Consider the following 22,453-nt stretch of genomic DNA (forward strand, 5'->3'; position numbering starts at 1 on the left):
CCATGGACGAGTTCGAGATCGAGCGAATCGCGGACGGTGCGTTGACCGATCCGGTACTGGTCGAAGGACTGCCCGGCGTCGGCCACGTCGGCAAGCTCGCGGCCGAACACCTGCTCGAAGAACTCGAGAGCGAACTGGTCGCCCGCGTCTACTCCCAGCACTTCCCGCCACAGGTCACCGTCGAAGACGGCACGACACAGCTGGCATCGGCGGAGTTTCACGCCGTCAGACCGGAGGACGGACGGGACATGCTCGTGCTCTCGGGGGACCACCAGGCGCAGGACAACGAGGGCCACTACGGGCTGACCGACACCTTCCTCGACGTGGCCGAGGAGTTCGGCGTCGAGTCGGTGTATGCCCTCGGTGGCGTTCCGACCGGCGAACTGATCGAGGAGTACGACGTGCTCGGCGCGTCGACGACCGAGTCGCTGGTCGAGGAACTCGAATCCGTCGGCGTCGCCTTCCGCGAGAACGAGCCGGCAGGCGGTATCGTCGGCGTCTCTGGCCTCCTGCTTGGCCTGAGCGGCCGCCGTGATCTCGATGCGGCCTGTCTCATGGGCGAGACGTCTGGCTATCTCGTCGACCCCAAGAGCGCGCAGGCGGTTCTGGAGATCCTCCAGGAACTGCTCGGCTTCGAGATCGACTACGAGGCACTCGAAGACCGCGCAGACGAGATGGAGGAAGTCGCCCGGAAGATTCAGGAGATGGAACAGGGGACGCCGACACCCTCCGACGAAGACCTGCGGTACATCGGCTGATCGCGCCGACAGCGAACGATTCTTTATCGCCCCAGCCGAACGTGGAGCCGTGTTCGCGCAGTTTGGGTCGCTGCCGGAGTGGCTCCTCGTCGGCCTCGGGCTCGGAGTGGCCGGCAGTGTCGCCGTCGCCGGCCTGTTCGTCGCCGCGGCCAGACTCTTCCCGCCGCCGGCAGCGGGTGGCTCGTCCGGCACGGGCGAGGGACGGCGACGCGAGGAGCTGCGGTCGTACCTGCGAGCGATCGAGGAGCCCTTCGCGGAGGATCACTTCGTCGAGGGCCAGCCCGTCGCCTTCTACCTGCCAAAGCGCGACGTAGCGATCACGTTCGACGCGCGGGCGTACTACCGGATCGATCGCTCGCCGACCGTTCCCGTCCTGGTCGAACACGAGATGCCGGGCTGGCACCTCGGTGCCAGACTCCCGTTCGAGACGCCAGCGATCGACGGGGAGTCGACCGGAGAGAGCGAGAGGACGGAGTACCACCCGACGGCCGACGCCTTCCGCGAGCTCGGCCTGCCCACGTCGGCGACCCTGGAGGAAGTCAAGGGAGCCTACCGGAGCAAGGTCAAAGAGGTCCACCCGGACCACGGCGGCGACGAAGAGGCGTTCAAGCGCGTTAGACGGGCCTACACGAGAGCGAAGCAACACGCCGCCGACTAGATGCCCTGACTCATGAGGTGGCTGCGAAGCAGGTCGTCCTCCTTCGAGCCCGCGACGGGGTTGACCAGCGCGACCGTCTCTTCGTCGAACTCTGCGGCGAGTTCGCGCGCGCCGGCCAGGGCGACGCCGCCGGTCGCGCTGAGTTCGACGCCGGCAGTGCCGGCCGCGTCGACGGCCGCCTGCAACGCGTCGCTGTCCGAGACGGCGACGCCGCGCCCGCCGGTCTCGTCGACAGCCGCGACGGCGAGCGAGCCGACCGCGGGATCGGGGACTTCCAGGGGACCGACGATCGTGTCGGGCTGTTCCGTGGGCGCGACCGCGTCGGCGGTCCCGCAGGCGTCGACGACGGGCGCACAGCCCGCTGGCTGTGCGGCGTAGAGACGCGGCGTCACGTCGAGGATGCCGGCCTCTCGGAGTTCCTCGATCGCCGCGTGGATCGCGGCGAGGACGATCCCCTGGCCGGTCGGGACCACGATCGCCGACGGGGCCGGCCCGGTGAGCAGCTCGTAGCCCAGTCCCTTGACGCCCGCGCGGCGGTACGGCGACGACGGACCGACGGGGAACCGTTCGGCGTCGCTGTCCTCGTAGGCCGCCAGCGCGTCGGGATAGCGTCCCTCGACGACGTTCATCTCCCCGCCGTGGACGTTGATCATCGCTTTGTTGACGAACGGACACCGCGAGGGGACGTAGCTGTGAGCGGCCACGCCGGCCCGACCGGCGTAGGCAGCCGCCGACTGACCGCCGTTGCCGGTCGTCGGGAGCGAGACGGCGTCGGCACCGACTGCCGCGCCGGCACTGACGGCGACCGCGAGTCCGCGATCCGTCACCGCGCCGGTCGGATTGCGGCCCTCGTCTTTGAGCAGGAGTCGATCGGCCCCGATCTCGTCGGCCAGTGTCGGACAGTCGGTCGCGGGCGTCCCGCCCTCGTCGAGCGAGTGGATGCGCTCGCGGGCCAGCGGGAGCGGCGGCCGCGTCGGCTCCGTCCGGGCGTCGTGATCGTACCGGGCCACGAGGAGGCCGCCACAGGCCGGACAGCGCAGTTCGATCTCGTGTGGGTCGAACGTCTCCTCGCAGTCTGCACAGGCGAACTCGCGAAAGGCCGGACTCGTCTCCATACTCGCACTGTGGGCCCCGCTCCCTTGTGCTGTGCGGTCGGATGCTCCGCGTTCGTCGGCACGGACGACGCCCTCGTGGCGGTCAGGCCGTCCGGCGACGCGCCGGTCGGTAGGTGCGCCAGTACCAGAACGCGAACAGGCCGGCGACGACGAGCAGTCCCGTCCAGAGAGCGACGCCTCCGGGACCGGTCGCGAACGCGGACGCGGCGTCGACGACGGACTGTTGGGCAGACTCCCCTCGCACGGCCCTGACGGACGGTTGCAGGGCGCGCCACCGCCTGTGGACGAGGAGACTCGCGACGCCGACGACGCCGACGCCGCCGAGGACCCGTTCCAGCGCCGTCGTGATCGAGGGCGTCGACTGCTCGGCCCCGGCGTACAACACGAGGGCGGCACTGGTCGGACCGTACACCGCCATCTCGCGGCCCTGCTCGGAGTACCACGTCTCGACGACCTCCAGGAGATCGGCGTCACAGAGTCGATCGAGGTGGTAGCTGACGTTCTGGACGGAGCTCTCGATGGCGTCGGCGATGTCGGAGGCCGTCCGTGGCTCCGCGTAGGCGGCGGCGAGGATGTCCCGTGCGGTCCGCGAGGCGATGGCCGAGAGGATCTCGTCGGCCTCGGCGTCGGCGAGGTCGACGAGCTTCGGGTCGATGTCACGGTCCGCGACCCCCGCTGCCGACGGTTCGAGTGGCAGTAGCGATGACATCGTGTGTGACTCGCCGTCGATCGATATAGCTCCCCGGGAGGCTCAAAGGCGTCTTTCACTCCCGACGCCCCCGCCTCGTCGTGGCCCGGCCGCGACCGGAGCGGTGGCGGGGCAGAGCCCGAGTCGTTTTTTGTGGTCGCGGTCGAACGATCCAGTATGGATGTCGTGGTCGTCGGCGGCGGACTGGCGGGACTGGTCGCGGCCCGCCACCTCGCCGAGTCGGGCGCGGACGTGACGCTGTTCGAACGACGCGAGACCGTCGGTGGGCGCGTTCGCTCTCGTACCGTCGACGGGTACACGCTCGACCGTGGGTTCCAGGTCCTCTTTCCCGCCTATCCGGCGGTCGAACGGGAACTGGATCTCGACGCGCTCGACCTCCGGCGGTTCACTCCCGGTGCGACGATCGCCCGGCCCGGCAAGCGCTCGGTGCTGGCCGATCCCCTCCGGGATCCCGGCTCGGCGCTGGCGACGATCTTCAACGACGAGGTGACGCTTGGCGACCTGTTCGGGCTCTACCGACTCCAGCGCGAGCTGCGCGGACGCTCGGTCGACGAGATTCTCCGGCGTGGCGGCTCCTCGATCGAGGCGTATCTCGCCGACCGTGGATTCTCCGAGGGGTTCGTCGAGTCGTTCGCAGCGCCGTTCTACGGCGGTATCACGCTCGATCGATCGCTGTCGACGGACAGCGCCGTCTTCGAGTACACGTTCAAGATGCTCACCGAGGGCTCGACCGCCGTACCGGCCGGCGGCATGGGTGCGATTACGGCCCAGCTCGCCGACCGGGCGCGAGCGGCGGGCGTCACCGTCGAGACCGGGACGACCGTCGACGCGGTCGTTCCCGGCGGCGGGGTCACCGTCGAGACCAGCGACGAGTCCGTCGGGGCCGACGCCGCCGTCGTCGCGACCGATCCGAAGACCGCGAGCGATCTCACCAGCGTGGCAGCGATCACGACGACGGCACGGAGCTGTGTCACCCAACACGTCGCGCTGCCGTCGGGCGATCGTCCGGAGATGGGGCGACGGATCGTGCTCAACGCCGAGGACGACCGGCCGAACCAGATCGCACCGCTGTCGGCGGTCGCACCGGAGTACGCCCCAGACGGCCACACGCTGTACGCTGCGACCTTCCTCGGGGAGCGAGAGCCCGACGACGAGACGCTGTTCGAGACGGTCCGGACGGCCCTGTCCGAGTGGTACCCCCAGGCCAGCTTCGCCGACCTCGAACTGATCGCGACCGATCGCATCGAGTTCGCGCAGTTCGACCAGCCACCGGGATTCCGGGCCGGCTTGCCGGCGGTCGACGCTCCGGAAGGCCCGGTGGTGCTGGCCGGAGACTACACCCGCTGGTCGTCGATCCAGGGCGCACTGGAGAGCGGTCGAGTCGCCGCCGGAGCGGCGCTGGACACGCAGTGAGAATTGCGGAGCGAGCGATCACTCGCCGTTCGTGATGTGCGTGTGGGCCCCGATCAACGCGCCCGCCAGATCGAGGTCTTCGACGTGGGTCTCGCGGTCGATGATCGACTGCCGGACGTCGCTGTCCCGGATCGTCGCCTCGGGGAAGACGACCGAGTGGTCGAGACTGGAGTCGACGATCTCTGCGCCCGGGAGGACGTGGACGTTCTCACCGACGGTGGTGTTCTCGACCGTCGCCGAGTCGGCGACGACGGCGTCGCCGCCCAGTTCCCAGGCGACCGCGTCCAGGTAGCTCTCGGGCGTGCCGATGTCGTACCACGCGCCGTCGAACGTAAAGGCGGAGACGGCGTCGTTGGCGACGAGCCACTGGATGAACCAGCCGGGCTCGTCGGGGTTGTTCCCACCCGAGAGATACTCCTCGAAACGAACCGACTCGGCGGGGAAGGCGTAGCAGGCGATCGAAACGAGCGTGCTGTTGGGATCGTCGGGCTTCTCCTGGAAGTCGACGACCTCGTCGCCGTCGAGCTCGACCAGCCCGTAGGACTTCGCTCGCTCTCTGGAACCCACGTCGTAGGCCGCGATCGTCGGCGTACCGGCACGTTCGAAGCAGTCGAGGAACTCGGCCACGTCGAAGCTGATGAGGTTGTCACCGGCGATGACCAGCAGATCCTCGTCCGTGATCCCCTCCCGGTCGACGAGCTGGGCGAGCGCGCCGACGACGCCGAACTTCTCGTCTTCCGCCGTCGTGTCCTCGACGGTGAGCTTTGGCTTCTCGTAGTCGGCGTCGGCGAGGTGGGCCTCGAAGTCGGTCGCGAACCGCTCGTTGGTGCTGACGAACACCTCCGAGATCCGGTCGTCGCGTTCGAGTTCGCCGAGGATCCGGTCGATGACCGTGCTGTCACCGATCGGCAGCAACATCTTCGGCCGGTGTTTCGTGACCGGCCAGAGTCGGGTCGCGTAACCACCGGCGAGGACGACAGCCTTCATACCGCCACCCACCCGTGGCGGCAGTAAGTCCTTTTTGTTCTGCTCGTCGGATCCCACGACGAGAGGGTGTCAGTGCTCGACGAACTCCAGCAAGACGCCGCCGGTCGAGCGCGGGTGGAGGAAGGCCACGTCGTGGCCCCACGCTCCCGAACGCGGTTCCTCGTCGATCAGTTCGACGCCGGCATCACGGGCGGTAGCGAGTGCCGCCTCGATGTCGTCGGTCGCCACGGCGAGGTGGTGGATGCCGGGGCCGTGGTCGTCGAGATAGCCGGCGATCGCACCGTCGGCGTCGGCCGTCGGCTCCAGCAACTCGAAGTAGCCCCCGTCGAGTTCGAGAAAGACGACGTCGAGCCCGTCGAAGCGCTCTTCGTGAGCGATCGGTGCGTCCAGAAGGTCGCGGTACAGCCCCGCGAGCGTAGCCGCGTCGTCGGTCGCGATGCCGGCGTGGTCGAAGTGCATGTCCGAGCCGACGGCGCGAACCCACTAATGGCTGGGGCCGCTAAGCGGCCGATTCGTTGAGCTGCCAGAACCGTGACGTGCCGTCGCCTCGGTTCTGGATCCGGAGGACAGCACGCTCGTCGTGCAACACGGTCAGCGAGTCGAAGTTGTCGGGCAGCGTCAACACTGCCTCGTACCGACAGTCGGACGCAGAGCTGTTGGTGTCGATCGTCAGGCGGAAGTCGATATCGCCCTCCAGCGAGCTACTCGCCACCGGACCCGAGATCGTCTGGTTCAGGAGGATCGTCTGGTGGCCGCGGTTCGGGACCTGTGCCGCCCATCCGCTCACGTCAGCGGTCGAGTTACAGTTGCCGGACACGGACGCCGACGGCACCGAAACGCTCAGCGATTGCTGAAAACCCAGGCTCACGGCCGTCGTCGCGGCGACGCCGACGAGCAGTCCGATCAGGAAGACTGCGACGAGCCGTCTCGTTTCGACCATGTGTGCCCCCGATGTACCGCCTACTTAAATCAGTTGTCGCTATCGCCAGACGACGGTCCTACGCCGGTCCCCCGGGCTGGTACTCCCCGAAGGCGTCACGGAGCACGTCGCAGATCTCGCCCGTGGTCGCGTAGGCCTTGACCGCTCGGATCATCGGCGGCAGGAGGTTCGCGTCGCCCTCGGCGGCCACACGGAGAGCGTCGAGGCGCTCGGCGACGAGGTCGTCGTCGCGCTCCTCGCGGAGGGCGTCGAGGCGTTCGTGCTGTCTGGCTTCGAGCGTCTCGTCGACCTCCTCGATCTCGACTGGCTCTTCCTCGTCGACGGTGAACTCGTTGACGCCGACGATGATCCGCTCGCTAGCTTCCTGTTCTTGCTGGCGCTCGTAGGCCACGTCCTGGATCTCCCGCTGGACCCACTGGTCCTCGATAGCCCGGCGCATGCCGCCGCGGTCGTCGACGGTGTCGAGGATCTCGCGGGCGTCGGCGGCCAGTTCGTCGGTGAGAGACTCGACGTAGTAGCTGCCCCCCAGCGGGTCGATCGTGTCTGCGACGCCGGACTCGTGGGCGAGGATCTGCTGGGTCCGCAACGCGGTCCGCACCGAGTCTTCCGTCGGGAGGCCGACGGCCTCGTCTTTGCCGTTCGTGTGGAGGCTCTGTGTCCCGCCCAGCACCGCGGCCAGTGCCTGGTAGGCGACGCGAACGACGTTGTTCTCGACCTGCTGGGCCGTCAGCGTCGAGCCGGCGGTCTGGGTGTGGAACTTCAGTTGCTTGCTCTTTGGGTCCTCGGGATCGAAGCGTTCCTCCATGATCTCGGCCCACAGCCGCCTGGCCGCCCGGAACTTCGCGGCCTCCTCGAAGATGTTGTTGTAGGCGGCGAAGAAGAACGACAGCTGCGGAGCGAAGTCGTCGACGTCGAGTCCGGCTTCGAGAGCGGTTTCGACGTACTCGATCCCGTTCCCGAGCGTGAAGGCGATCTCCTGGGCCGCCGTCGACCCGGCCTCGCGGATGTGGTAGCCGGAGATGGAGATGGTGTTGAACTTCGGCACCTCCTGGGCACAGAACTCGAAGATGTCGGTGATGATCCGCATCGACGGCTCCGGCGGGTAGATGTAGGTGTTGCGCGCGATGTACTCTTTGAGCACGTCGTTTTGGATCGTCCCGCGAAGCTCCTCGCGCGGGACCCCCTGCTGGTCGCCGATGGCGACGTACATCGCCAGCAACACGCTCGCGGGCGCGTTGATCGTCATCGACGTCGAGACCTCGCCGAGATCGATCCCGTCGAAGACGACCTCCATGTCCCGCAGCGAGTCGATGGCGACGCCGGTCTTCCCGACCTCGCCGGCCGCCATCGCGTCGTCGGAGTCGTAGCCCATCTGAGTCGGCAGGTCGAAGGCCATCGACAGCCCGGTCTGGCCCTGGTCGAGGAGGTACTGGAACCGTTCGTTCGTCTCGGCCGCGGTCCCCATCCCGGCGTACTGGCGCATCGTCCACAGCTGGCCCCGATACATCGTCGAGTAGACCCCGCGAGTGTAGGGCTCCTCTGCGGGGAACCCCAGGTCCTCCTCGTAGTCGAGATCGGCCACGTCGGCGGGCGTGTAGAGCCGATCGACCTCGCGGCCCGCCGTGTCGGTGGTAAAGCGCTCTTCGCGCTCTCCGAAGCGATCGAGCGTCGGCTGGGCCGTCTCCTCGTGCCAGCGTTCCTTGCCGGCACGGATCTCGTCGAGTTCCTCGGGATCGAACATAGCTGATCTCTCGGGCGGCGCGATCAAAAGGGTGGTGTGGCACTCATCGGTCGCCCAGCGAAAGTGACAATGTCACACGATCTCCGTGAGAGACACCGTCGATCTCCTCGTCGAGTCGCAACAGTGTGACGCCGTCTCGGGCGTCGACGACACGGGCTTCGAACTCGTCGGCCCGGAGCCGCGTTTCGATCGCGTCGAGTCGACGCTCGATGTCCGCCAATCCCGGCGACCGCTCGTCTGCCGTCTCGTTACTGTCGTCCTGCGATGTCGTGTCACTGGGAGTGTGTGACGATGTACTCGTGTCGACAACTGATTCCGTCTGTTGGAAGCGCTCGTCGAGGCCGTCGAGATGGAGCCCCTCTTCACTCAGATCGACCGACGGAGTCCGTCCGACTGTCGGGACGGGGAGCGTCGATTCCGAGATGCCGTCGAGCAGGTGGCCGGTCGTGTCGGTGTTGGCCTCGACCCTTCGGACGGTTCGCTCTGACACCCAGGGAGGTCCGTGCCAGCCAGTTCGATCGAACAGGCAGTACTCGTCGGTGTCGTCGGTCGCCCATACGTAGCTGTCGTAGTGGTCCTTGAAGCAATCTGCAGCTTCGTTGTGCTGGTGGACGACGACCACGTGGACCGGATCGTACGCCGCCACGACTTCGTCGACGACCTCTCTGGTCGGGTGGTTACTAAAGACGGACGCGGTCGTCGTACACTGACCCGCCGTGACAGGCTCCGTCCCGCCGCCAGTCACTTGCAAGACGAAGGCGTTGGCGTCGGTCCGTAGTTGTTCGAAGAGTCGAGCCGAACTCCCGCCGACTGGCACTTCGGGACCAGCGATGGCGAGCGCGCCGTTGGCGACGAACTGCGTCGGATCGTCGAACACTGGGACCGACTTGACCGACGGCACCTCGTACCCAAGTTGGTCGTACACGTTCGCAACGTGGCCGGCGAGTCGGATCGGGACGTGTTCGTCGATCTGGTCGAAGTAGTGGCCGAGCCAGTAGGCGATCTGGACGCCAGTGAGCGCACTCGTACAGGCGAGGACCGGTGCCCCGGCGAGGACGCGCTCTGTGATCGACTCGACGATCTCCGTGGCCTCGGTCTCGAACGACGAGTTCGTCGCACCGGTCAGCACCAGCACGTCGACCGGGAGGTCGGTCGGCAAGCCGGGATAGCCCGCTGCACCACGTCGCGTAAAGTCCCCAGTCGCCAGGACCGTCCGATACACGTCGTCGTCTCTGACGGCGAAGAGAAATCCACAGGCACCCGGTGCGTGACCTGCCGGTACCGGATGGACGTGCAGACCTTCGACGAGGCGCGTCCACGAAGAGCACGCTTCGAGTCGTTCGAGGACGGTATCGGTCTCTGTGATGTCGTAGTACTCCTTCCCCGCTGCCAGCACGTCTTCGAGAATCGACGCCGTCGACGGCGTAGCGAGGATCGGTGCGCCGTCCCGAATCACTCGTCCGAGCGACTCGTAATGATCGAGGTGAGCGTGTGTGAGACAGACGGCAGTCAGGTACTCGCCGGCCGATCGGTCCAGTAAGTCGTCGACTACCACGCCGCTCCCAGCGTCGATCAGTACGGCGACGGTCTGGTCGGGAATCAATCCCTCGAACCGCAAGACTGTCGACTCCTTGCCCTCGCGAGGATTCGCGTGTTGATACGTTATCTGCACCCCCACCCACCCATTATACCCGCTCTAAACTTCGATTCGACAATAAATGTATCCCACTCGTGTGTCGGGAGTGAACGAACGAATCCCGGGCGTCGAACCGGCCATCTGTCAGGAGTCGGCGTGGGCGTCATACGGATTATTGTAGATCTGTACCGGATCAACCGCACGACAGTGTGCGGTCGACCGGGCAAACGGCTACAATAATCCGTATCAGTCCGCGAATCTCCCGACGACTGTCTCTGGCCGGGATCCGTCACGACGGGTGCTGATGTCTGATCTTCTCGGCGTGGACGCTCGGGACCGGCGTGTGGCAGTCGCCACAGAGCCACGTGGGCGTCCGACCACCGCCCTCGGTCACGAGGTCCTGCTTGAACCGCAGCGTCGCCCCGCAGACGCAGTCGTAGGTCGTCGTTGCCATAGACGACGGTAGGGACACGACGGGAATAATTCAGAGGCCTCAGACGGACGATTGCAGCGACGATCGTCTCCTCCGTACTCCCGGAGTCGCGAGATTCGTCACAGACCCACAGCTGGCAGTATCAGTCGTCGTCGATCAGGTACCGGAAGGCCCGCAGCGTGTTGTGGCCGGCGTCGGTCAGCTCGACGCGTTTCGAGCGCCCTCGCTCGGTGATCGTGACGTAGCCGGTCTCGGCCAGCGGCGAGAGGACGTGACTGTCCAGCAGCCGATACTGGCTCTTGCGGTTGGCCGCGTCGTGTTCCGCGAGGAAGGGCAGTCCCGCCTCCTCGCCGAAGTCGATCAGCGCCCGTTTGGTCACACCGCCCTCCGCTTCGAGGTGTGCCATGACGGCTACTTGCTGGGGGTCGGGATGGTCCATCGGATACGTCGGCAGCTCCGTCACCTCGCGGATCCCCTCTGCAACGTCGCCGTCGGTCTCTGCGGCGTAGCGCTCGGCGCGCACGTAGTACGGCGTCGCGCCCGTGGCCATGCAGGCGATCATGCCGCCGATGGCGGTGACCTTGCTGCCGGTCGCGAGGTTGACGTACACGTCGTGGTCGGCGAATCTGGTCGCCAGTTCGGCGATGGTCCCCAGCGAGTCGTAGAAGTCGAAGATGTTGCAGTCGATCGTCTCGTGGTCGATTCCCGCGTCGTCGAGGCGCTCCCGGATCTCGTCGGCGTAGGACGGGTGGGCCGTCTGATCGTCGTATTCCAGTAGCACGACGCGGTCGGCGCTGAACCGCTGGGCAGAGAGGACGATCCGATCGTTCTCGTAGCCGACGGGCATCAGGTGTACGCGCTGGGCAACGTCCATGTCGACGGCGTCGCCGTCCCCGCACAAAAAGACTGTGTCGACAATAGCGACAACTGTGTCGGCCGTCGCGTGGCTGTCACCGCTGTCGTGACAGTACTCTTACCAGACCGGCGAGTGCGGTCTATTGTGCCGACAGACCTGACCCCAGTCGACGAGTCGCTCGCCGAGGCACTGTCAGCCGAGCGAGAGCGCCAGCACGAGACGCTGACGCTAATCGCCAGCGAGAACCACGCCAGCGACGCCGTGCTACGGGCACAGGGGTCGGTCCTGACGAACAACTACGCCGAGGGTCGTCCCGGCGAACGCTACTACGCCGGCTGTGCGCACGCCGACGAGGTCGAACGGCTGGCCAGAGAGCGCGCGAAGAGGCTGTTCGACACGGTCCACGCGAACGTCCAGCCCCACTCGGGCACGCAGGCCAACCTCGCGGCCTACGAGGCGCTGCTCGAACCGGGCGACAGCATTCTCTCGCTGGAACTGACGAGCGGCGGCCACCTCAGCCACGGCCACGACGCGACCGCGGTGGCGACCCACTACGAGGTCGAACACTACCACGTCGAGCCGGAGACCGGCCGACTCGACTACGAGGCCGTCGCCGAGCGCGCTCGCGAGACGAATCCGGACCTGCTGGTCTCGGGCTACTCGGCGTATCCCCGCCGGGTCGACTGGGAACGGATGCAAGCGATCGCCGAAGGCGTCGACGCCGTCCACGTCGCCGACATCGCCCACCTCACCGGCCTCGTCGCCGCCGACATCTACCCCTCACCGGTCGGCGTCGCCGACGTGGTGACCTGCTCGACGCACAAGACGATCCGGTCGGGCCGTGGCGGCGCGATCATGGCCAGCGAGGAGTACGCGGCGGCGGTCGACCGGGCGGTCTTCCCGGGCCTGCAGGGCGGCCCGCTGCTGCACAACGTCGCCGGCAAGGCCGCGGGCTTCTACGAGGCCCTCCAGCCCGAGTTCGAGGCGTACGCGAGCCAGACCGTCGAGAACGCGACCGCCCTCGGCGAGCACCTCGACGGCCGTGACTTCGATCTGGTCTCGGACGGCACCGACGTACACTTCGTCCTCGTTGACTTCCAGCAGAGTCATCCCGATCTCACCGGCCAGCGTGCCGAAGATATCCTCGAAGACGCCGGTATCGTCTGCAACAAGTCGGCCGTTCCCGGTGACCCACGAAAGTCGACCGTCACCAGCGGCGTCCGCCTCGGTACGCCCGCGATCACGACGCGGGGCTTCGACGCCGACGCGACCCGGCGGCTCGCCGACGCCATCGCGGACGTGCTCGACGCGCCCGAGGACGACGCCGTCCGGGAGAACGCGGGCGAGGTCGTCGACGGCCTCTGTGATCGGTTCCCGGTCTACGAGTGACTACACGAATCTGATCGACTCGCCATCGGGATCGATCTCGACGCGCCCGCCGATCGGGATCGGCGCAGTCGGGTTCGTGTGGCCGAAGTCCAGATCGAAGACGGCCGTCGCCTCCGGGTTGTAGCGGTCGAGCATCGACAGGACCGCGTCGCGCTGGTCCTTGCGATACTGTTCGCGCGTGTCGTCGTCGCGATCCTCGAAGCGGTTTCGCGTCCTGGGCCGACCGACGAGGACGCCGTCGAACCGCTCCAGCAGCCCGCGCTCGCCCATCGCCTGCAGGGTCCAGCGAACCCGATCGGCGTCCGGCAGCGTCTCGGCCGTCTCGATCGCGAGCACTTGCCCGTCGAGTCGTGCGGGATCGGGTAGATACCGGTTCGTCGCCAGTTGCCAGCGAACGATCGCCAGACAGCCGCCCCAGACGCGGCCGGAGACCGCCCCGCCACCGTACCACGACCAGCCGGGCGCGTCCTCGTATCGAACCGATTGACCCACGTAGTCGTCGGTCTCCCAGTCGTACACGGCGTCGGTCCATCGCTTGGCAGCGGTGAGTTCACCGAGATGTTTGTCGAACAGCGCCCGGCGAAGGTACCGCTCCGTGTACTCGTCGAGCGACCCGGGCACGCCGACCTGATTGAGCAACTGCCCGCCGTAGTAGGAGACGATCCCGTGGGTCCACAGAAAGAGCGCGAGGTTCGTGTTGTCGCTCATCCCGAAGAACCGTGTCGGGTGCTCGCGTATGATCATAGGGTCGAGGTGGTCGAGGACGCGAATCTGATCGTCTCCGCCGATCGTCGCGAACACGGCACTGATCTCGGGGTCGCGAAAGGCGGCGTGCAGGTCTGCGGCGCGGGCGCGTGGACTGCGGTCGAGAAATTCGTCGGACTGGCGCGCCGTCGGGTAGACGACTGGCTCCAGATCGAAGTGATCGCGGAGTCGCTGTAGTGAGAGTTCGAGGACGTGTCGAGCGTCGGCCGCACCGCCGCTCGACGGCGCGACGACGGCAACCCTGTCGCCGGGCTCGGCGGGCGGGGGAGTCTGGAAGGTCGTCATCGCTCGCCCTTTCACGCAGCGTTCGAAAAATCGTTGTGCCGGTGTGGGATCGACCCACGAGGCGGGACTGGACCGACCGAGCCGACGCTACCGCCCAGTGTCGTACTTGTAGGTCGCCTCGTCCGGGTCGATCCCGAAGTCCTCCGGCCCTTCCTCCGGTTCCGCCTCCTCGTCGGCACCGGCGGCGGCCTCCTTGAACGCATCACGGAAGCGCTGGGGCAACTCGAAGCGGTCGACGACTAGCCGGACCGGCACCGCGTCGGGCTGGATGTTCTCCTGTTTGGTCGTCAGTCGCTCGCGGAGTTTCTCCGGTAGCTGGGCCACCTCGATGCGCTCGAAGCCGAACTGCTGGAGGTAGTCGGCTTCGTCGGTCAACGAGTACACCTCGTCGAAGCCCTGATCGCCGGCGTACTCGACGAGCCGTTCGATGACGTGTGCGCCGACGCCCTGGCCGCGCCAGCGGTCGAGGACGCCGATGCTCGTCAGCTCGCAGATCTCCGCGTCGTCGGTCCTGTGGATCCGGATGCGGCCGAAACCGGCCTTCTCGTTGTCTGCCTCGTCGATCGCGATGACGTAGTCGCGGGACCGAAACGCACTCGCGTCGAGCCCCATCTCCTCGATGTGATCCAGCAACCAGACCTCTTCTCGGTTTTTGGCGTCCCGGACGTACATGCTCGACTCTAGGCCGGCCCGAGTGAAAAGGATACGGTCACCCGTGTCGGAACGCCCGCCGGTCTACATGAACTGGCCGAGGCCGGTCTGTTCCTGGCCGGACTTGACTTCGTCCCACGAGATGCCCATCGCTTCGAGGATGCGGGCGATCGGACCCTTCAGCGTCTTGTCGAGCATCTTCTCCCAGTCGACCTCGAACTCCTCGGGAATCTGGTCGGCGAACTCGAAACAGATCACGTCCGGATCGCGGCGGAACTCGCCGTACAGCGGATCCTCCGAGGGGTCGAGTCCCTTCTCGGCCTCGATCCGCTGGAAGAAGTCGTCGTGAACTCGATTCAGGTAGAGCCGTTTGGGTTTCGACCCGCTCTGGAAGTTCGTCCCCAGCAGCATGTTGGCGTACTTCGCCCCACGCACCTGGGCCGTGTCGGTGTCGTAGTTGTCGAGCTTCTGACCGATGCCGCCGGGGATACCCACGTCCTCCGGGTCGACGTTGCCGGCCTGGTAGTCCTCGATCACGTCGTGGACGTACTCCTTGATCGTGTCGGCGTCCTCGCCGTGGACGATCATGTCGATGACCTCCTTCTGGACGCGTTTGGTGATCGGGGCGATGTCAGAGCGCTGGTACTCGAAGCCCGTGATGTCGATGTCGTCGACGTCTTTGCCCTCCTTCCAGACGATGTGGCCGGCGTAGCGCTTCTTCTTGCCGGCCTGGAAGAACCGCCGGTAGAGCTTCTCGAACTCGATCTGGAAGCGGTGCTCTTCGGCGTTGAGTTCCTCGCTCGCGAACTGGTCGTAGGCGCTGTTGATGTGCTCCTCGATCTCGAAGGACTGCTCGATGGCGTCCTCGGTGGAGACGTCGTTACCGAGTTCCAGCATGACCGAGTCGGTGTTGTGGAGAACGATACCGCCGACAGCGTCGACGAAATTCTCGTTTTCGGCAACGCTGAGATCGTAGACGTAGCCATCGTGTTCGACTTCCTCGATGACCGGGTCACGACCCGAGCGATAGTAGTCGCAAGTGCAGATCGTGTAGCTCCCTTTCTCGTCGCGGTACTTCAGCGAGTGCTTCTCGCCACGCTGGGTGAGCAACATCGAAAGACCGGCGGCGAGTTCCCGGCTCGTCGTCTCGAAATCGAAGTTCCGTTCGCAGTACGCGTCGCTGTAGCGTGGGAACTCTCGAGAGCCGTCACCCTCGACGAGTACGTCCAGGAACAACTGCTGTTTCTCGTCGTTCAGGTTGAAAACGAACCCAGGAATCCGCTTCCCCCTCGAACCCTGACCGGCGAACTCCCGGAAGAAGACCGCCGAGAGCTCGTTCATCATCTGGAGTTTCTTCGTCTGGTCGTCGTACGTGACTGACGCTTCAGCGCCCTGCGTTTCGTACGCTATAGTGCGCTCGGTACCGCTGTCGGAATCGATGACGCACGTCGTCGCGTTCTCGAAGAGCCTATCGTAATCGGCTTTTAGATCCTTGAGCCACTCGCGGCGAGATTCGGAGAGACTCGCACCGAACTTTGCTTCGGACGTTTCCGTAGTGGAGGCACTGCCTTCCGAGATGTACGCCGCGAGCAGGCGTAGCATCGCCTCACCATCCTCCGAGCTCAGGTCGATATATCGCTGTACTTTGATCGTCGAGTCGAGACTCCCGTGGTGCCTGTGGCCGAACCAGACGTACTCCTCGTCGGCGTGGACCTGTTTTACTTTCTGTTCGGCGTTTGCCGACCCGACGCTGCGGCCGTCTTCGTACGTTCGGGTGTAGCCTTCGAGGACATCGTAGACGTCGATCGTCTCGACAGCGTCCACGTCCGCCAGTCCGGGGATTCGGAGCGGTTCGTCGACGTCTTCGGGCGACGCTTCGACGTAGTCGCCACCTTCCTCGACGACGAACGAGTGGTCACGAGTCGTCGTCGACTCGCCGAACTTATGCTGGAGATTCAGAACGGGCTTTTCGGACTCGTGTCGAATTACCTGGTCGATGGCTTGCCACTCCGCCTCACCGTTCTCATTGAGCGAGAGCGCGTCCCACTCGTCGAGTTGACGACGATCCTTCCCCGGTGAGACCGTCGCTGCGGTGCCTCCGTCGGCGGTAATAACGACCTCTCGTTCCGCATCTGACGTGGCCCTGTCGAACAGGTCTTCGATCGGGAGGATACGGACGATTCCAGAGGGGTCACGGACGACGATCGGACGGTCACCAGTGACACTGTCTCCGTACGCCACCTCGTAGCCGATGTCGTTGGCAGCCGTCTCGGTGAACGAGATGACCTCGCGATTGGTCGAGGTCACGCCGGCGCTCATGTCACGATCGTAGAGTCTGAACCGATCCCACCCAAAAACGCCGTAGACGCTGTTCATGATCACCTTCACCGCGGCTTGTTGACGGTCGTACTGATCGTAGAGTTCACTGCCGGGTTCGTGCTCGTTCCGAAGGCCCTTCAGTTCCTCGCGCTCGGTCAGCAGTTCGTCAATCATCTCCCGGATGACGCCGTCAGGCTCTTTCCGGAAGTGTACCCCCGTCGGTGTGCGATACGTTTCACCGTCGTACTCGTCCGGATCGACCTGAGTTTCAGGCGACGCATTGATCGTCACCATCGACATCGGATAGAGTGACTTCAGGTCCAGCACCGTCACGTTCTCCTTGACGCCGGTGATCGGATCGAAGACGGCACCACCTTCGAAGTCCTCGCTCTCCTGTTGGCCCTTGGAGGGCAGCGCGTACTTGCCGTGGAGCTTGTGGAGGACGTACATGTCGACGGCGTCGCCGGGCGTCGTCGCGTCTTCGAGCTTACAGCCGACGAAAGTCCGGACCTCGTCCCAGAAGGCGACGATGTCCTGGTCGCGGTCGAGTTCGACACACAGCTCCACGTCCCGGAGGTTGTACTCCAGCAGACGCTCGGGATCGTCCTCCCAGAGGTCGCCGATATCGCCGGGATAGCGTTCCTTGCCGACGCCCAGTTCCACCTCGCCGACCGCGTCGAGCCGGTAGGAGTCGAGTTCGCTGAACTGGGTCCGCTGGTAGGCATAGAGGAGGTCGAAGACGACCCGTCCCTTGATGTCGGGGCCGCCCCAGCCCGAGCGCCAGACCTCGTCGACCCGCGAGAGCCGGTCGATACGCAGATCGTAGTCGTGGTGTGGGCCCTGGAGTTCCTCCAGTCGGTCGAGGAAGTACGGCGCGTCGAAGTCGTCGAAGTTCCAGCCGCTGAGGATGTCCGGGTTCGTCGTCTCGACGTAGTCGACGAACGACTCCAGCATCGCCTCCTCCTCGGTGAAGCGCCGAACGTCCACATCGATCGCCCCTTCGATGGGCTCGTAGTCGGGGAGAGAGTCCGGCCCCGCGACGCCGTCCGGGGCTTCGTACAGCCAGAGGACGTACTCGTCGCAGTAGGAGTCGTGGCTCGTCAGGCAGACGATCGGCTCCTCGCCGTCTTCGGGGAACCCCGAGCGGTCGTCGACCTCGATGTCGAAGACGTTGACCCGCGGTGTCGCCTGCACGTTCGCTGGCGCGACCTCCGCGTGGTGGACCTTGAGACTGCCGTCGTCGTCCTCTCTGCGCGGGACTTCGATGCCGCTGGTCAGGCCCTTGTCGATGAGAAACCGGTTGGGAAAGAGGATGTCGGCCTCGTAGTGGTCGAACTCGTCGCGGATCTGTCCCACGTCGCGGGGCGTCCGACCGAAGATCTTGACGAGGCGCTCGCCCCGGATCGACTCGTAGGGATCGCCGTCTGCGTCGGTCTCCTCCCAGCCGGTGATGCTGTCGTAGCCTCGCAGCCGCTCCTCGGAGACGTTGTCTGCGGGCGCGTAGAAGTACGGTCGAAAGTCGTAGATGCGGGCGTGGACGGCGTCCTCGTCTTCTGTCCGGCCGAAGACGTGGATGACCGGGTACTCGTCGTCGCCGCGCCCCTCGATGGTGTAGTCGATCTGGGTGACGGCCATCGAAACCGTCTCCTCGACGTCCTCGAAGAGTCGCTCGCTGGCGTCGACCACGTCGGCGGTCGAGGCGGTCGTGCCCGCGACCGCAGCGGCCTCTTCGGCGACGTCGCGTTCGTCGTCAGAGTCGTCGCTGTCGACGAACGCGCCGAGGTCCTGCTGGCCCTGCTCGCTCATGATGTGGCGTCGTTCGGGATGCCCGATAAAAACTACGGCGGTCGGCGATCCAGGGCCCAACGTGTCGCTCGAATCGCAAGACGAAAGTATGGTCGCGGCCAGAAGGTATATGGTAACTCATAACATACCTACGTTCGAGTCCCCATGTCGGACAACGCACACGCAGACGAGCGGGACAGCACGGAGGAACGACGCTCCGAACCCGGACTACCGTCGGCAGTAGAGACGACCGAGACCTACGAGACCGACGAGGGGACAGTGTTCTACGACGCCGAGAACCCGCTGGCCTGGCTCCAGACAGATTCGGCCGTCGCACTGACCGAGCGTCTGTAAGCCAGGGCGAACTGCTTTTGCCCGGTGGCACGAAAACCCGGACGTGAGCAGCGACGAGCCCGACGATAGCGCCGCGGATGAGGGGCCGACGCCCCCATCGGTCGACGGTCCCGACCCCGAACAGATCGGTCCGGGAGTGCCGACCGCCCCCGGGACAGAGACCGACCCGGAATCGATGGGGCCGGAGATTCCCGAACCGCCGGAACCGGGCGCGGCCGACGCCGACGCCGAGAGCGTTCGCCTGTTCTGGAAACTGGTGTTGGTGTTCAACGTCGCTGTCTTCGGCCTCGCCGTCGGCCCGATGTTCGGGTACTTTCTGGGCGACTGGGACCGGGGCCTCCAGATTTTCGCCGTCGGCGCGCTGGCGCTCGTGTACGGGCTCGTCAGGTACTACGGCTTCCGCCGGGACCGGCCGGAAGACGCTCGGTGAGACCGTCGCCGTCGGCGGTGTTCGCCCACGCGATTTGACGACCGACACCGCGCTCGGACTGCTCGGTCTGGAAACAACACAACACCTACACGCGTTCCGACCGAACGGCGACCGATGCGAACTGTGGAAGACCGGGACGGCGATCGGTATCTGCTGGTCAAGCAGTCCAGCGAGTCGAGTCTCGTCCGCGATCCGGCGACCGGCGAGGAGCACCACCTCCCGAACGACGCTCTCGAACCGGTGACGGAGACGAGCCCGCTCTCGACGGCGGCAACTGCGGTGTCCGAGCCGCTCCGTCGAGTCGTGACCGCCACACACGACGACCGCGCGCTGGGGCTGTTGGTGGCACTCGAAGCGCGCGGTCCGACGGACGTGCGCGTCCTCCTGGACCGGTACGAGCTGTGCGAGAGCGATCTCCACGGCCTGCTGGCGGAGTTTCGCGCTGCCGGGCTGGTCACGGAGGCGGACGTGCCGGGCGGTCGCGGGTACGACACCACTGCACTCGCCAGCGAGGCACTGGCGACGCTGCGAGGCGACTAGTCGGCGGCGTCCGCGACGACGCCCGCCTCGACCCGCTGTGCCGTCGAGCGGTTGGTCGTCGAGTCCTTCTCGACGCGGACCAGCGCGTCGGCCGCGCCGACGAGTTCCTCGTCGTGGCTGACGACGACGATCTGCTCGACGCCCACGTCGTCACGCATGAACTCGATCAGGTCGAGCAGCTGTGACACGTGCCCGGAGTCGAGAAAGACGGTCGGCTCGTCGAGGATCAGCGGCGGCATCGGCGCAGCCCCCTCGATTCCCTCGGCCAGCAGTCGGTAGATCGCACACCGGAGGCTGAGGTTGAACAGCGCGCGCTCGCCCCCGGAGAGCTGCTCGGGATCGAGCGCCTCGCCGTCTTTCTGGTACACCGTCAGCTGGTACTCCCCGTCGAGTTCGATGTGAGAGTACGAGTCGTTCTGGTAGACCAGATCGAACACGTCGTTGAGCATCCGTTCGAGCGTCTCGACGTTGCGCTGGCGCAGTTCCGCGCGGACGGTGCCGTACATCGACTCCAGCTCCTCGGCCTCCTCGTACAGCGTCGCGAGCTTCTCGACGGTCGCCGCCAGTTCGTCGCGGCGCTCACGGAGCTCCTCCAGGGCTTCGATCTCGTTTTCGACGGCTCCGGCGCTCGCCTGCAAGTCGTCGCGTTCGGCCCGGAGTTCGTCGAGCTTCTCGTCTGCCTGCTGGATGTACTCCGTCGCCCGCTCGCGTTCCGCGCGGGCCTCCTCGACGTTCGCGTCGTCGAACTCCGCTTCGAGAGTGGACGTGCGCTCTCGCTTGTCGGCGAGTCGCTCGCGGCGCTCGTCGTTGATCTCGTCTTTCTGCTGGCGCTGCTCGCGCAGTCGTTCGAGGTCGTCTTCGCACTCCTCGACCGCCGCGAGCAGCGTCTCGATGCGTTCGAGCCGTTCCAGCTCCGTCTTGCACTCCTGGCGCTGCTGATTGCAGTCGGCGACGACGTCGCGACACTCCTGGGCCGCTTGCTCGGCCTCGGTGGCCGCCTCGCGCTTCTCGTCGGCCTCCGACGCCAACGCCTCGGCGTCGGCCCGGAGCTCGTCGATCCGGTCTTCCTCCTCGTCGAGCCCCGCCTCGCGGTCCTCGATCAAGCGTGTAACGTCGTCGCGTCTCGTCTCCAGGGTCTCGATCTCGGCGGCCGTCTCGACGAGTTGCTCGGCTCGTTCGAGTCGCTCCTCGCGGGTCGTCACCGCCTCTCGGGCCGCGTCGAGTTCACGCTCGTGTTCCTCGATGCGGTCGCGCCGTTCGTCGATCTTCTCGACGTGAGGCGAGTCTGTCACGTCCTGCCCGCACTCCGGACACTTTCCGGCGTCGAGGAGTTGCTGGGCCTCGGCGACGCGCTCGCGTTCGGCTTCGAGCGTCGTCTCCAGTTCCGTGACCCGCTGGCGTGCGTCTTCGAGCGTCGACGCGACCTCGTCGCGGTGGTCTTCGACGCCGTCCCGATCCACCGGTGCGTCCTCGAAGCGGGCCGTGAGTGTCTCGATTCGTGCGTCGATCTCGTCGAGTTGGTCGCGCCGTTCCCGTACGTCCGCGCGGGTGTCGGCCACCTCGGCTTCGAGTCGCTCGGCCTCCTCGCGTTTCTCCGTGGCCCGCTCGTCGAGAGTCGCGGCGCTCTCGCGCAGCGACTCGGCCTCGCTGCCGTGTTCCGAGGCCGCGACCCGCTGGGCTTCGATCCGGTCTCGCAGCTCGTCGTCGCGGGCGGTCAGTTCGTCGATCCGGTCGGCGACGGCATCGGGGTCGGCGCTGTCGAGGTCGCTCTCGGCGACGGCCTCGCGCAGTTCCGTCTCGCGCTCGCTCAGCGTCTCCTTTCGGTCCCGGATCCGCTCGTCGATCTCGTCTCGCTCCCGTTCGGTCTCTGCGATCGTCTCCCGGAGCTCGTCGATCTCGGCTTCGAGTTCGTCGAGCTCGTCCTGTTTCTCCTCGTAGTCGTCGATGATCGACTGGGCGTCGTCGCGGGTCTGGACTGCCCGCTCGCGCTGGCCTTCGATGCGTTCGATCTCCTCGCTGGTCTCGGCGATCCGACTCCGGAGTTCGTTGAGACGATCGTAGAGGTCGCGGTCCTCCTTCTCGGCGATCTGCTCTTCGAGCTGGCCCAGCGCGCCCTGTTTGTCGTCGCGGACGCGGCCGATGCCGACGCGGGCGTCGCTTGCCCGCTCGCGGTACTCCTCTAGCTTCCCGAGCTGGAGGAGGTCGTCGAGCATGTCCTGGCGCTGGCCCGGCGAGGCGTTGATCAGCTTGTTGACCTCGCCCTGCCTGACGTACGCGCAGTTGACGAACGCCTCGCTGTCCATCCGGAGGAGTTCGGTGACGCGGCGGCGGACGGCGCGAGCGCCGTCGAAGCTCCCCTCCGGCGTTTCGAGGACGCACTTGGCGGTCGTCGCTCGCTCGCCCGTCGCCCGGACGCGGCGCTCGATGTGGAAGTCGCCGCCGCCGTGGGTGAACCACAGCTCGACGGTCGCGTCGTCGGCCCCGATCGAGACGATCTCGTCGAGGTTCTCGTCAAGGGCCTTGGTCCCGTAGAGCGCGAAGAAACAGGCCTCAAGCAGCGAGGACTTCCCGCTGCCGTTGAGCCCGTGAATGATCGTCACGCCGCGGTCGAGTCGCAGGTCGGCCTCGCCGTAACACTTGAAGTTCTCAATCCGGACCCGAGAGATCCTCATCGGACCACCTCTCGGGA

20 protein-coding genes are annotated in these 22,453 nt (G+C 66.2%); 7 read left to right on the forward strand and 13 right to left on the reverse strand.

Annotated features, from left to right (window positions below; translation table 11 throughout):
- The first annotated feature begins 2 nt into the window (after positions 1-2).
- Both AC5FRZ_RS11455 and AC5FRZ_RS11460 read left to right on the forward strand, forming a co-directional pair.
- The gene (locus tag AC5FRZ_RS11455) at positions 3-758 is read left to right on the forward strand and encodes a proteasome assembly chaperone family protein (protein WP_170094914.1); all 756 of its coding nucleotides are present in this window, start codon (positions 3-5) and stop codon (positions 756-758) included.
- 49 nt (positions 759-807) lie between these two features.
- Complete coding sequence (locus AC5FRZ_RS11460; RefSeq protein ID WP_170094915.1) at positions 808-1,416, forward strand: DnaJ domain-containing protein; 609 nt, start codon at positions 808-810, stop codon at positions 1,414-1,416.
- Here the strand turns inward: AC5FRZ_RS11460 and AC5FRZ_RS11465 are convergent.
- Both AC5FRZ_RS11465 and AC5FRZ_RS11470 read right to left on the reverse strand, forming a co-directional pair.
- On the reverse strand, positions 1,413-2,531 hold the full coding sequence (locus tag AC5FRZ_RS11465) for a threonine synthase (protein ID WP_493564635.1): 1,119 nt from the start codon (positions 2,529-2,531) through the stop codon (positions 1,413-1,415). The two genes, AC5FRZ_RS11460 and AC5FRZ_RS11465, sit on opposite strands and share 4 nt — an antisense overlap.
- Before the next feature lie 82 nt (positions 2,532-2,613).
- Positions 2,614-3,240, reverse strand: coding sequence for an ArsR/SmtB family transcription factor (locus AC5FRZ_RS11470; RefSeq protein ID WP_493564636.1), 627 nt, complete (start codon positions 3,238-3,240; stop codon positions 2,614-2,616).
- Between the two features lie 156 nt (positions 3,241-3,396).
- Here AC5FRZ_RS11470 and AC5FRZ_RS11475 point away from each other — a divergent pair, with 156 nt between their 5' ends.
- Entirely contained in the window at positions 3,397-4,653 is a 1,257-nt protein-coding gene (locus AC5FRZ_RS11475; protein WP_493564637.1) for an NAD(P)/FAD-dependent oxidoreductase, read from the forward strand.
- Positions 4,654-4,671: 18 nt separating this feature from the next.
- Here the strand turns inward: AC5FRZ_RS11475 and AC5FRZ_RS11480 are convergent, their stop codons facing one another.
- The 7 genes from AC5FRZ_RS11480 to AC5FRZ_RS11510 all read right to left on the reverse strand — a co-directional run bounded on the left by AC5FRZ_RS11480 (position 4,672) and on the right by AC5FRZ_RS11510 (position 11,264).
- A complete protein-coding gene (locus tag AC5FRZ_RS11480) occupies positions 4,672-5,640 on the reverse strand; it encodes a nucleotidyltransferase family protein (RefSeq protein ID WP_170094919.1) in 969 nt (322 codons plus the stop codon).
- A gap of 69 nt (positions 5,641-5,709) precedes the next feature.
- Positions 5,710-6,099 carry a methylmalonyl-CoA epimerase gene (gene mce / locus AC5FRZ_RS11485; RefSeq protein WP_170094920.1) on the reverse strand — a complete coding sequence of 130 codons (390 nt, stop codon included), beginning with the start codon at positions 6,097-6,099 and terminating at the stop codon, positions 5,710-5,712.
- Positions 6,100-6,139: 40 nt separating this feature from the next.
- Complete coding sequence (locus AC5FRZ_RS11490) at positions 6,140-6,580, reverse strand: hypothetical protein (RefSeq protein WP_372480576.1); 441 nt, start codon at positions 6,578-6,580, stop codon at positions 6,140-6,142.
- Positions 6,581-6,638: 58 nt separating this feature from the next.
- Positions 6,639-8,321: an acyl-CoA mutase large subunit family protein gene (locus tag AC5FRZ_RS11495; RefSeq protein WP_493564638.1), complete on the reverse strand. Its 1,683-nt coding sequence runs from the start codon at positions 8,319-8,321 to the stop codon at positions 6,639-6,641.
- A 43-nt stretch (positions 8,322-8,364) separates the two neighbouring features.
- Entirely contained in the window at positions 8,365-9,993 is a 1,629-nt protein-coding gene (locus tag AC5FRZ_RS11500; RefSeq protein WP_493564639.1) for an MBL fold metallo-hydrolase, read from the reverse strand.
- 253 nt (positions 9,994-10,246) lie between these two features.
- Positions 10,247-10,411, reverse strand: coding sequence for a hypothetical protein (locus AC5FRZ_RS11505; protein ID WP_493564640.1), 165 nt, complete (start codon positions 10,409-10,411; stop codon positions 10,247-10,249).
- Between the two features lie 121 nt (positions 10,412-10,532).
- Entirely contained in the window at positions 10,533-11,264 is a 732-nt protein-coding gene (locus AC5FRZ_RS11510) for an HFX_2341 family transcriptional regulator domain-containing protein (RefSeq protein WP_493564641.1), read from the reverse strand.
- Positions 11,265-11,390: 126 nt separating this feature from the next.
- Here AC5FRZ_RS11510 and glyA point away from each other — a divergent pair, with 126 nt between their 5' ends.
- Positions 11,391-12,635 (forward strand): serine hydroxymethyltransferase, encoded by a 1,245-nt coding sequence (glyA, locus tag AC5FRZ_RS11515; RefSeq protein ID WP_493564642.1) that lies wholly within the window; start codon positions 11,391-11,393, stop codon positions 12,633-12,635.
- On the opposite strand, the gene AC5FRZ_RS11520 is transcribed toward glyA, so the two are convergent.
- From AC5FRZ_RS11520 to AC5FRZ_RS11530, 3 genes are all read right to left on the reverse strand, one after another.
- Entirely contained in the window at positions 12,636-13,685 is a 1,050-nt protein-coding gene (locus tag AC5FRZ_RS11520) for a S66 family peptidase (RefSeq protein WP_170094927.1), read from the reverse strand. It abuts the gene before it with no gap.
- Positions 13,686-13,772: 87 nt separating this feature from the next.
- A complete protein-coding gene (locus tag AC5FRZ_RS11525) occupies positions 13,773-14,357 on the reverse strand; it encodes a GNAT family N-acetyltransferase (protein ID WP_170094928.1) in 585 nt (194 codons plus the stop codon).
- A 63-nt stretch (positions 14,358-14,420) separates the two neighbouring features.
- Entirely contained in the window at positions 14,421-18,461 is a 4,041-nt protein-coding gene (locus AC5FRZ_RS11530) for a DNA polymerase domain-containing protein (protein WP_493564643.1), read from the reverse strand.
- A 144-nt stretch (positions 18,462-18,605) separates the two neighbouring features.
- On the opposite strand from AC5FRZ_RS11530, the gene AC5FRZ_RS11535 reads away from it, so the two are divergent.
- From AC5FRZ_RS11535 to AC5FRZ_RS11545, 3 genes are all read left to right on the forward strand, one after another.
- Positions 18,606-18,794, forward strand: coding sequence for a DUF7331 family protein (locus tag AC5FRZ_RS11535; protein WP_170094930.1), 189 nt, complete (start codon positions 18,606-18,608; stop codon positions 18,792-18,794).
- A gap of 43 nt (positions 18,795-18,837) precedes the next feature.
- The gene (locus AC5FRZ_RS11540; protein ID WP_208626507.1) at positions 18,838-19,224 is read left to right on the forward strand and encodes a DUF7322 domain-containing protein; all 387 of its coding nucleotides are present in this window, start codon (positions 18,838-18,840) and stop codon (positions 19,222-19,224) included.
- Between the two features lie 114 nt (positions 19,225-19,338).
- Positions 19,339-19,764, forward strand: coding sequence for a DUF7346 family protein (locus AC5FRZ_RS11545; protein ID WP_493564644.1), 426 nt, complete (start codon positions 19,339-19,341; stop codon positions 19,762-19,764).
- Here AC5FRZ_RS11545 and rad50 read toward each other — a convergent pair.
- Positions 19,761-22,436, reverse strand: coding sequence for a DNA double-strand break repair ATPase Rad50 (gene rad50 / locus AC5FRZ_RS11550; RefSeq protein WP_493564645.1), 2,676 nt, complete (start codon positions 22,434-22,436; stop codon positions 19,761-19,763). The genes AC5FRZ_RS11545 and rad50 overlap by 4 nt on opposite strands.
- Between the last annotated feature and the right edge of the window lie 17 nt (positions 22,437-22,453).

The sequence above is a fragment of the Halomicrobium sp. HArcht1-1 genome (assembly GCF_058933285.1).

Excerpts from the sequence above, each read along its gene's own strand:
- AC5FRZ_RS11535 (WP_170094930.1), top strand. The coding sequence starts at position 18,606 with ATGTCGGACAACGCACACGCAGACGAGCGGGACAGCACGGAGGAACGA.
- AC5FRZ_RS11470 (WP_493564636.1), bottom strand. The coding sequence starts at position 3,240 with ATGTCATCGCTACTGCCACTCGAACCGTCGGCAGCGGGGGTCGCGGAC.
- AC5FRZ_RS11495 (WP_493564638.1), bottom strand. The coding sequence starts at position 8,321 with ATGTTCGATCCCGAGGAACTCGACGAGATCCGTGCCGGCAAGGAACGC.
- AC5FRZ_RS11530 (WP_493564643.1), bottom strand. The coding sequence starts at position 18,461 with ATGAGCGAGCAGGGCCAGCAGGACCTCGGCGCGTTCGTCGACAGCGAC.
- AC5FRZ_RS11545 (WP_493564644.1), top strand. The coding sequence starts at position 19,339 with ATGCGAACTGTGGAAGACCGGGACGGCGATCGGTATCTGCTGGTCAAG.
- AC5FRZ_RS11505 (WP_493564640.1), bottom strand. The coding sequence starts at position 10,411 with ATGGCAACGACGACCTACGACTGCGTCTGCGGGGCGACGCTGCGGTTC.
- AC5FRZ_RS11490 (WP_372480576.1), bottom strand. The coding sequence starts at position 6,580 with ATGGTCGAAACGAGACGGCTCGTCGCAGTCTTCCTGATCGGACTGCTC.
- AC5FRZ_RS11455 (WP_170094914.1), top strand. The coding sequence starts at position 3 with ATGGACGAGTTCGAGATCGAGCGAATCGCGGACGGTGCGTTGACCGAT.
- AC5FRZ_RS11510 (WP_493564641.1), bottom strand. The coding sequence starts at position 11,264 with ATGGACGTTGCCCAGCGCGTACACCTGATGCCCGTCGGCTACGAGAAC.
- AC5FRZ_RS11525 (WP_170094928.1), bottom strand. The coding sequence starts at position 14,357 with ATGTACGTCCGGGACGCCAAAAACCGAGAAGAGGTCTGGTTGCTGGAT.
- AC5FRZ_RS11465 (WP_493564635.1), bottom strand. The coding sequence starts at position 2,531 with ATGGAGACGAGTCCGGCCTTTCGCGAGTTCGCCTGTGCAGACTGCGAG.
- mce (WP_170094920.1), bottom strand. The coding sequence starts at position 6,099 with ATGCACTTCGACCACGCCGGCATCGCGACCGACGACGCGGCTACGCTC.
- AC5FRZ_RS11475 (WP_493564637.1), top strand. The coding sequence starts at position 3,397 with ATGGATGTCGTGGTCGTCGGCGGCGGACTGGCGGGACTGGTCGCGGCC.
- rad50 (WP_493564645.1), bottom strand. The coding sequence starts at position 22,436 with ATGAGGATCTCTCGGGTCCGGATTGAGAACTTCAAGTGTTACGGCGAG.
- AC5FRZ_RS11480 (WP_170094919.1), bottom strand. The coding sequence starts at position 5,640 with ATGAAGGCTGTCGTCCTCGCCGGTGGTTACGCGACCCGACTCTGGCCG.
- AC5FRZ_RS11520 (WP_170094927.1), bottom strand. The coding sequence starts at position 13,685 with ATGACGACCTTCCAGACTCCCCCGCCCGCCGAGCCCGGCGACAGGGTT.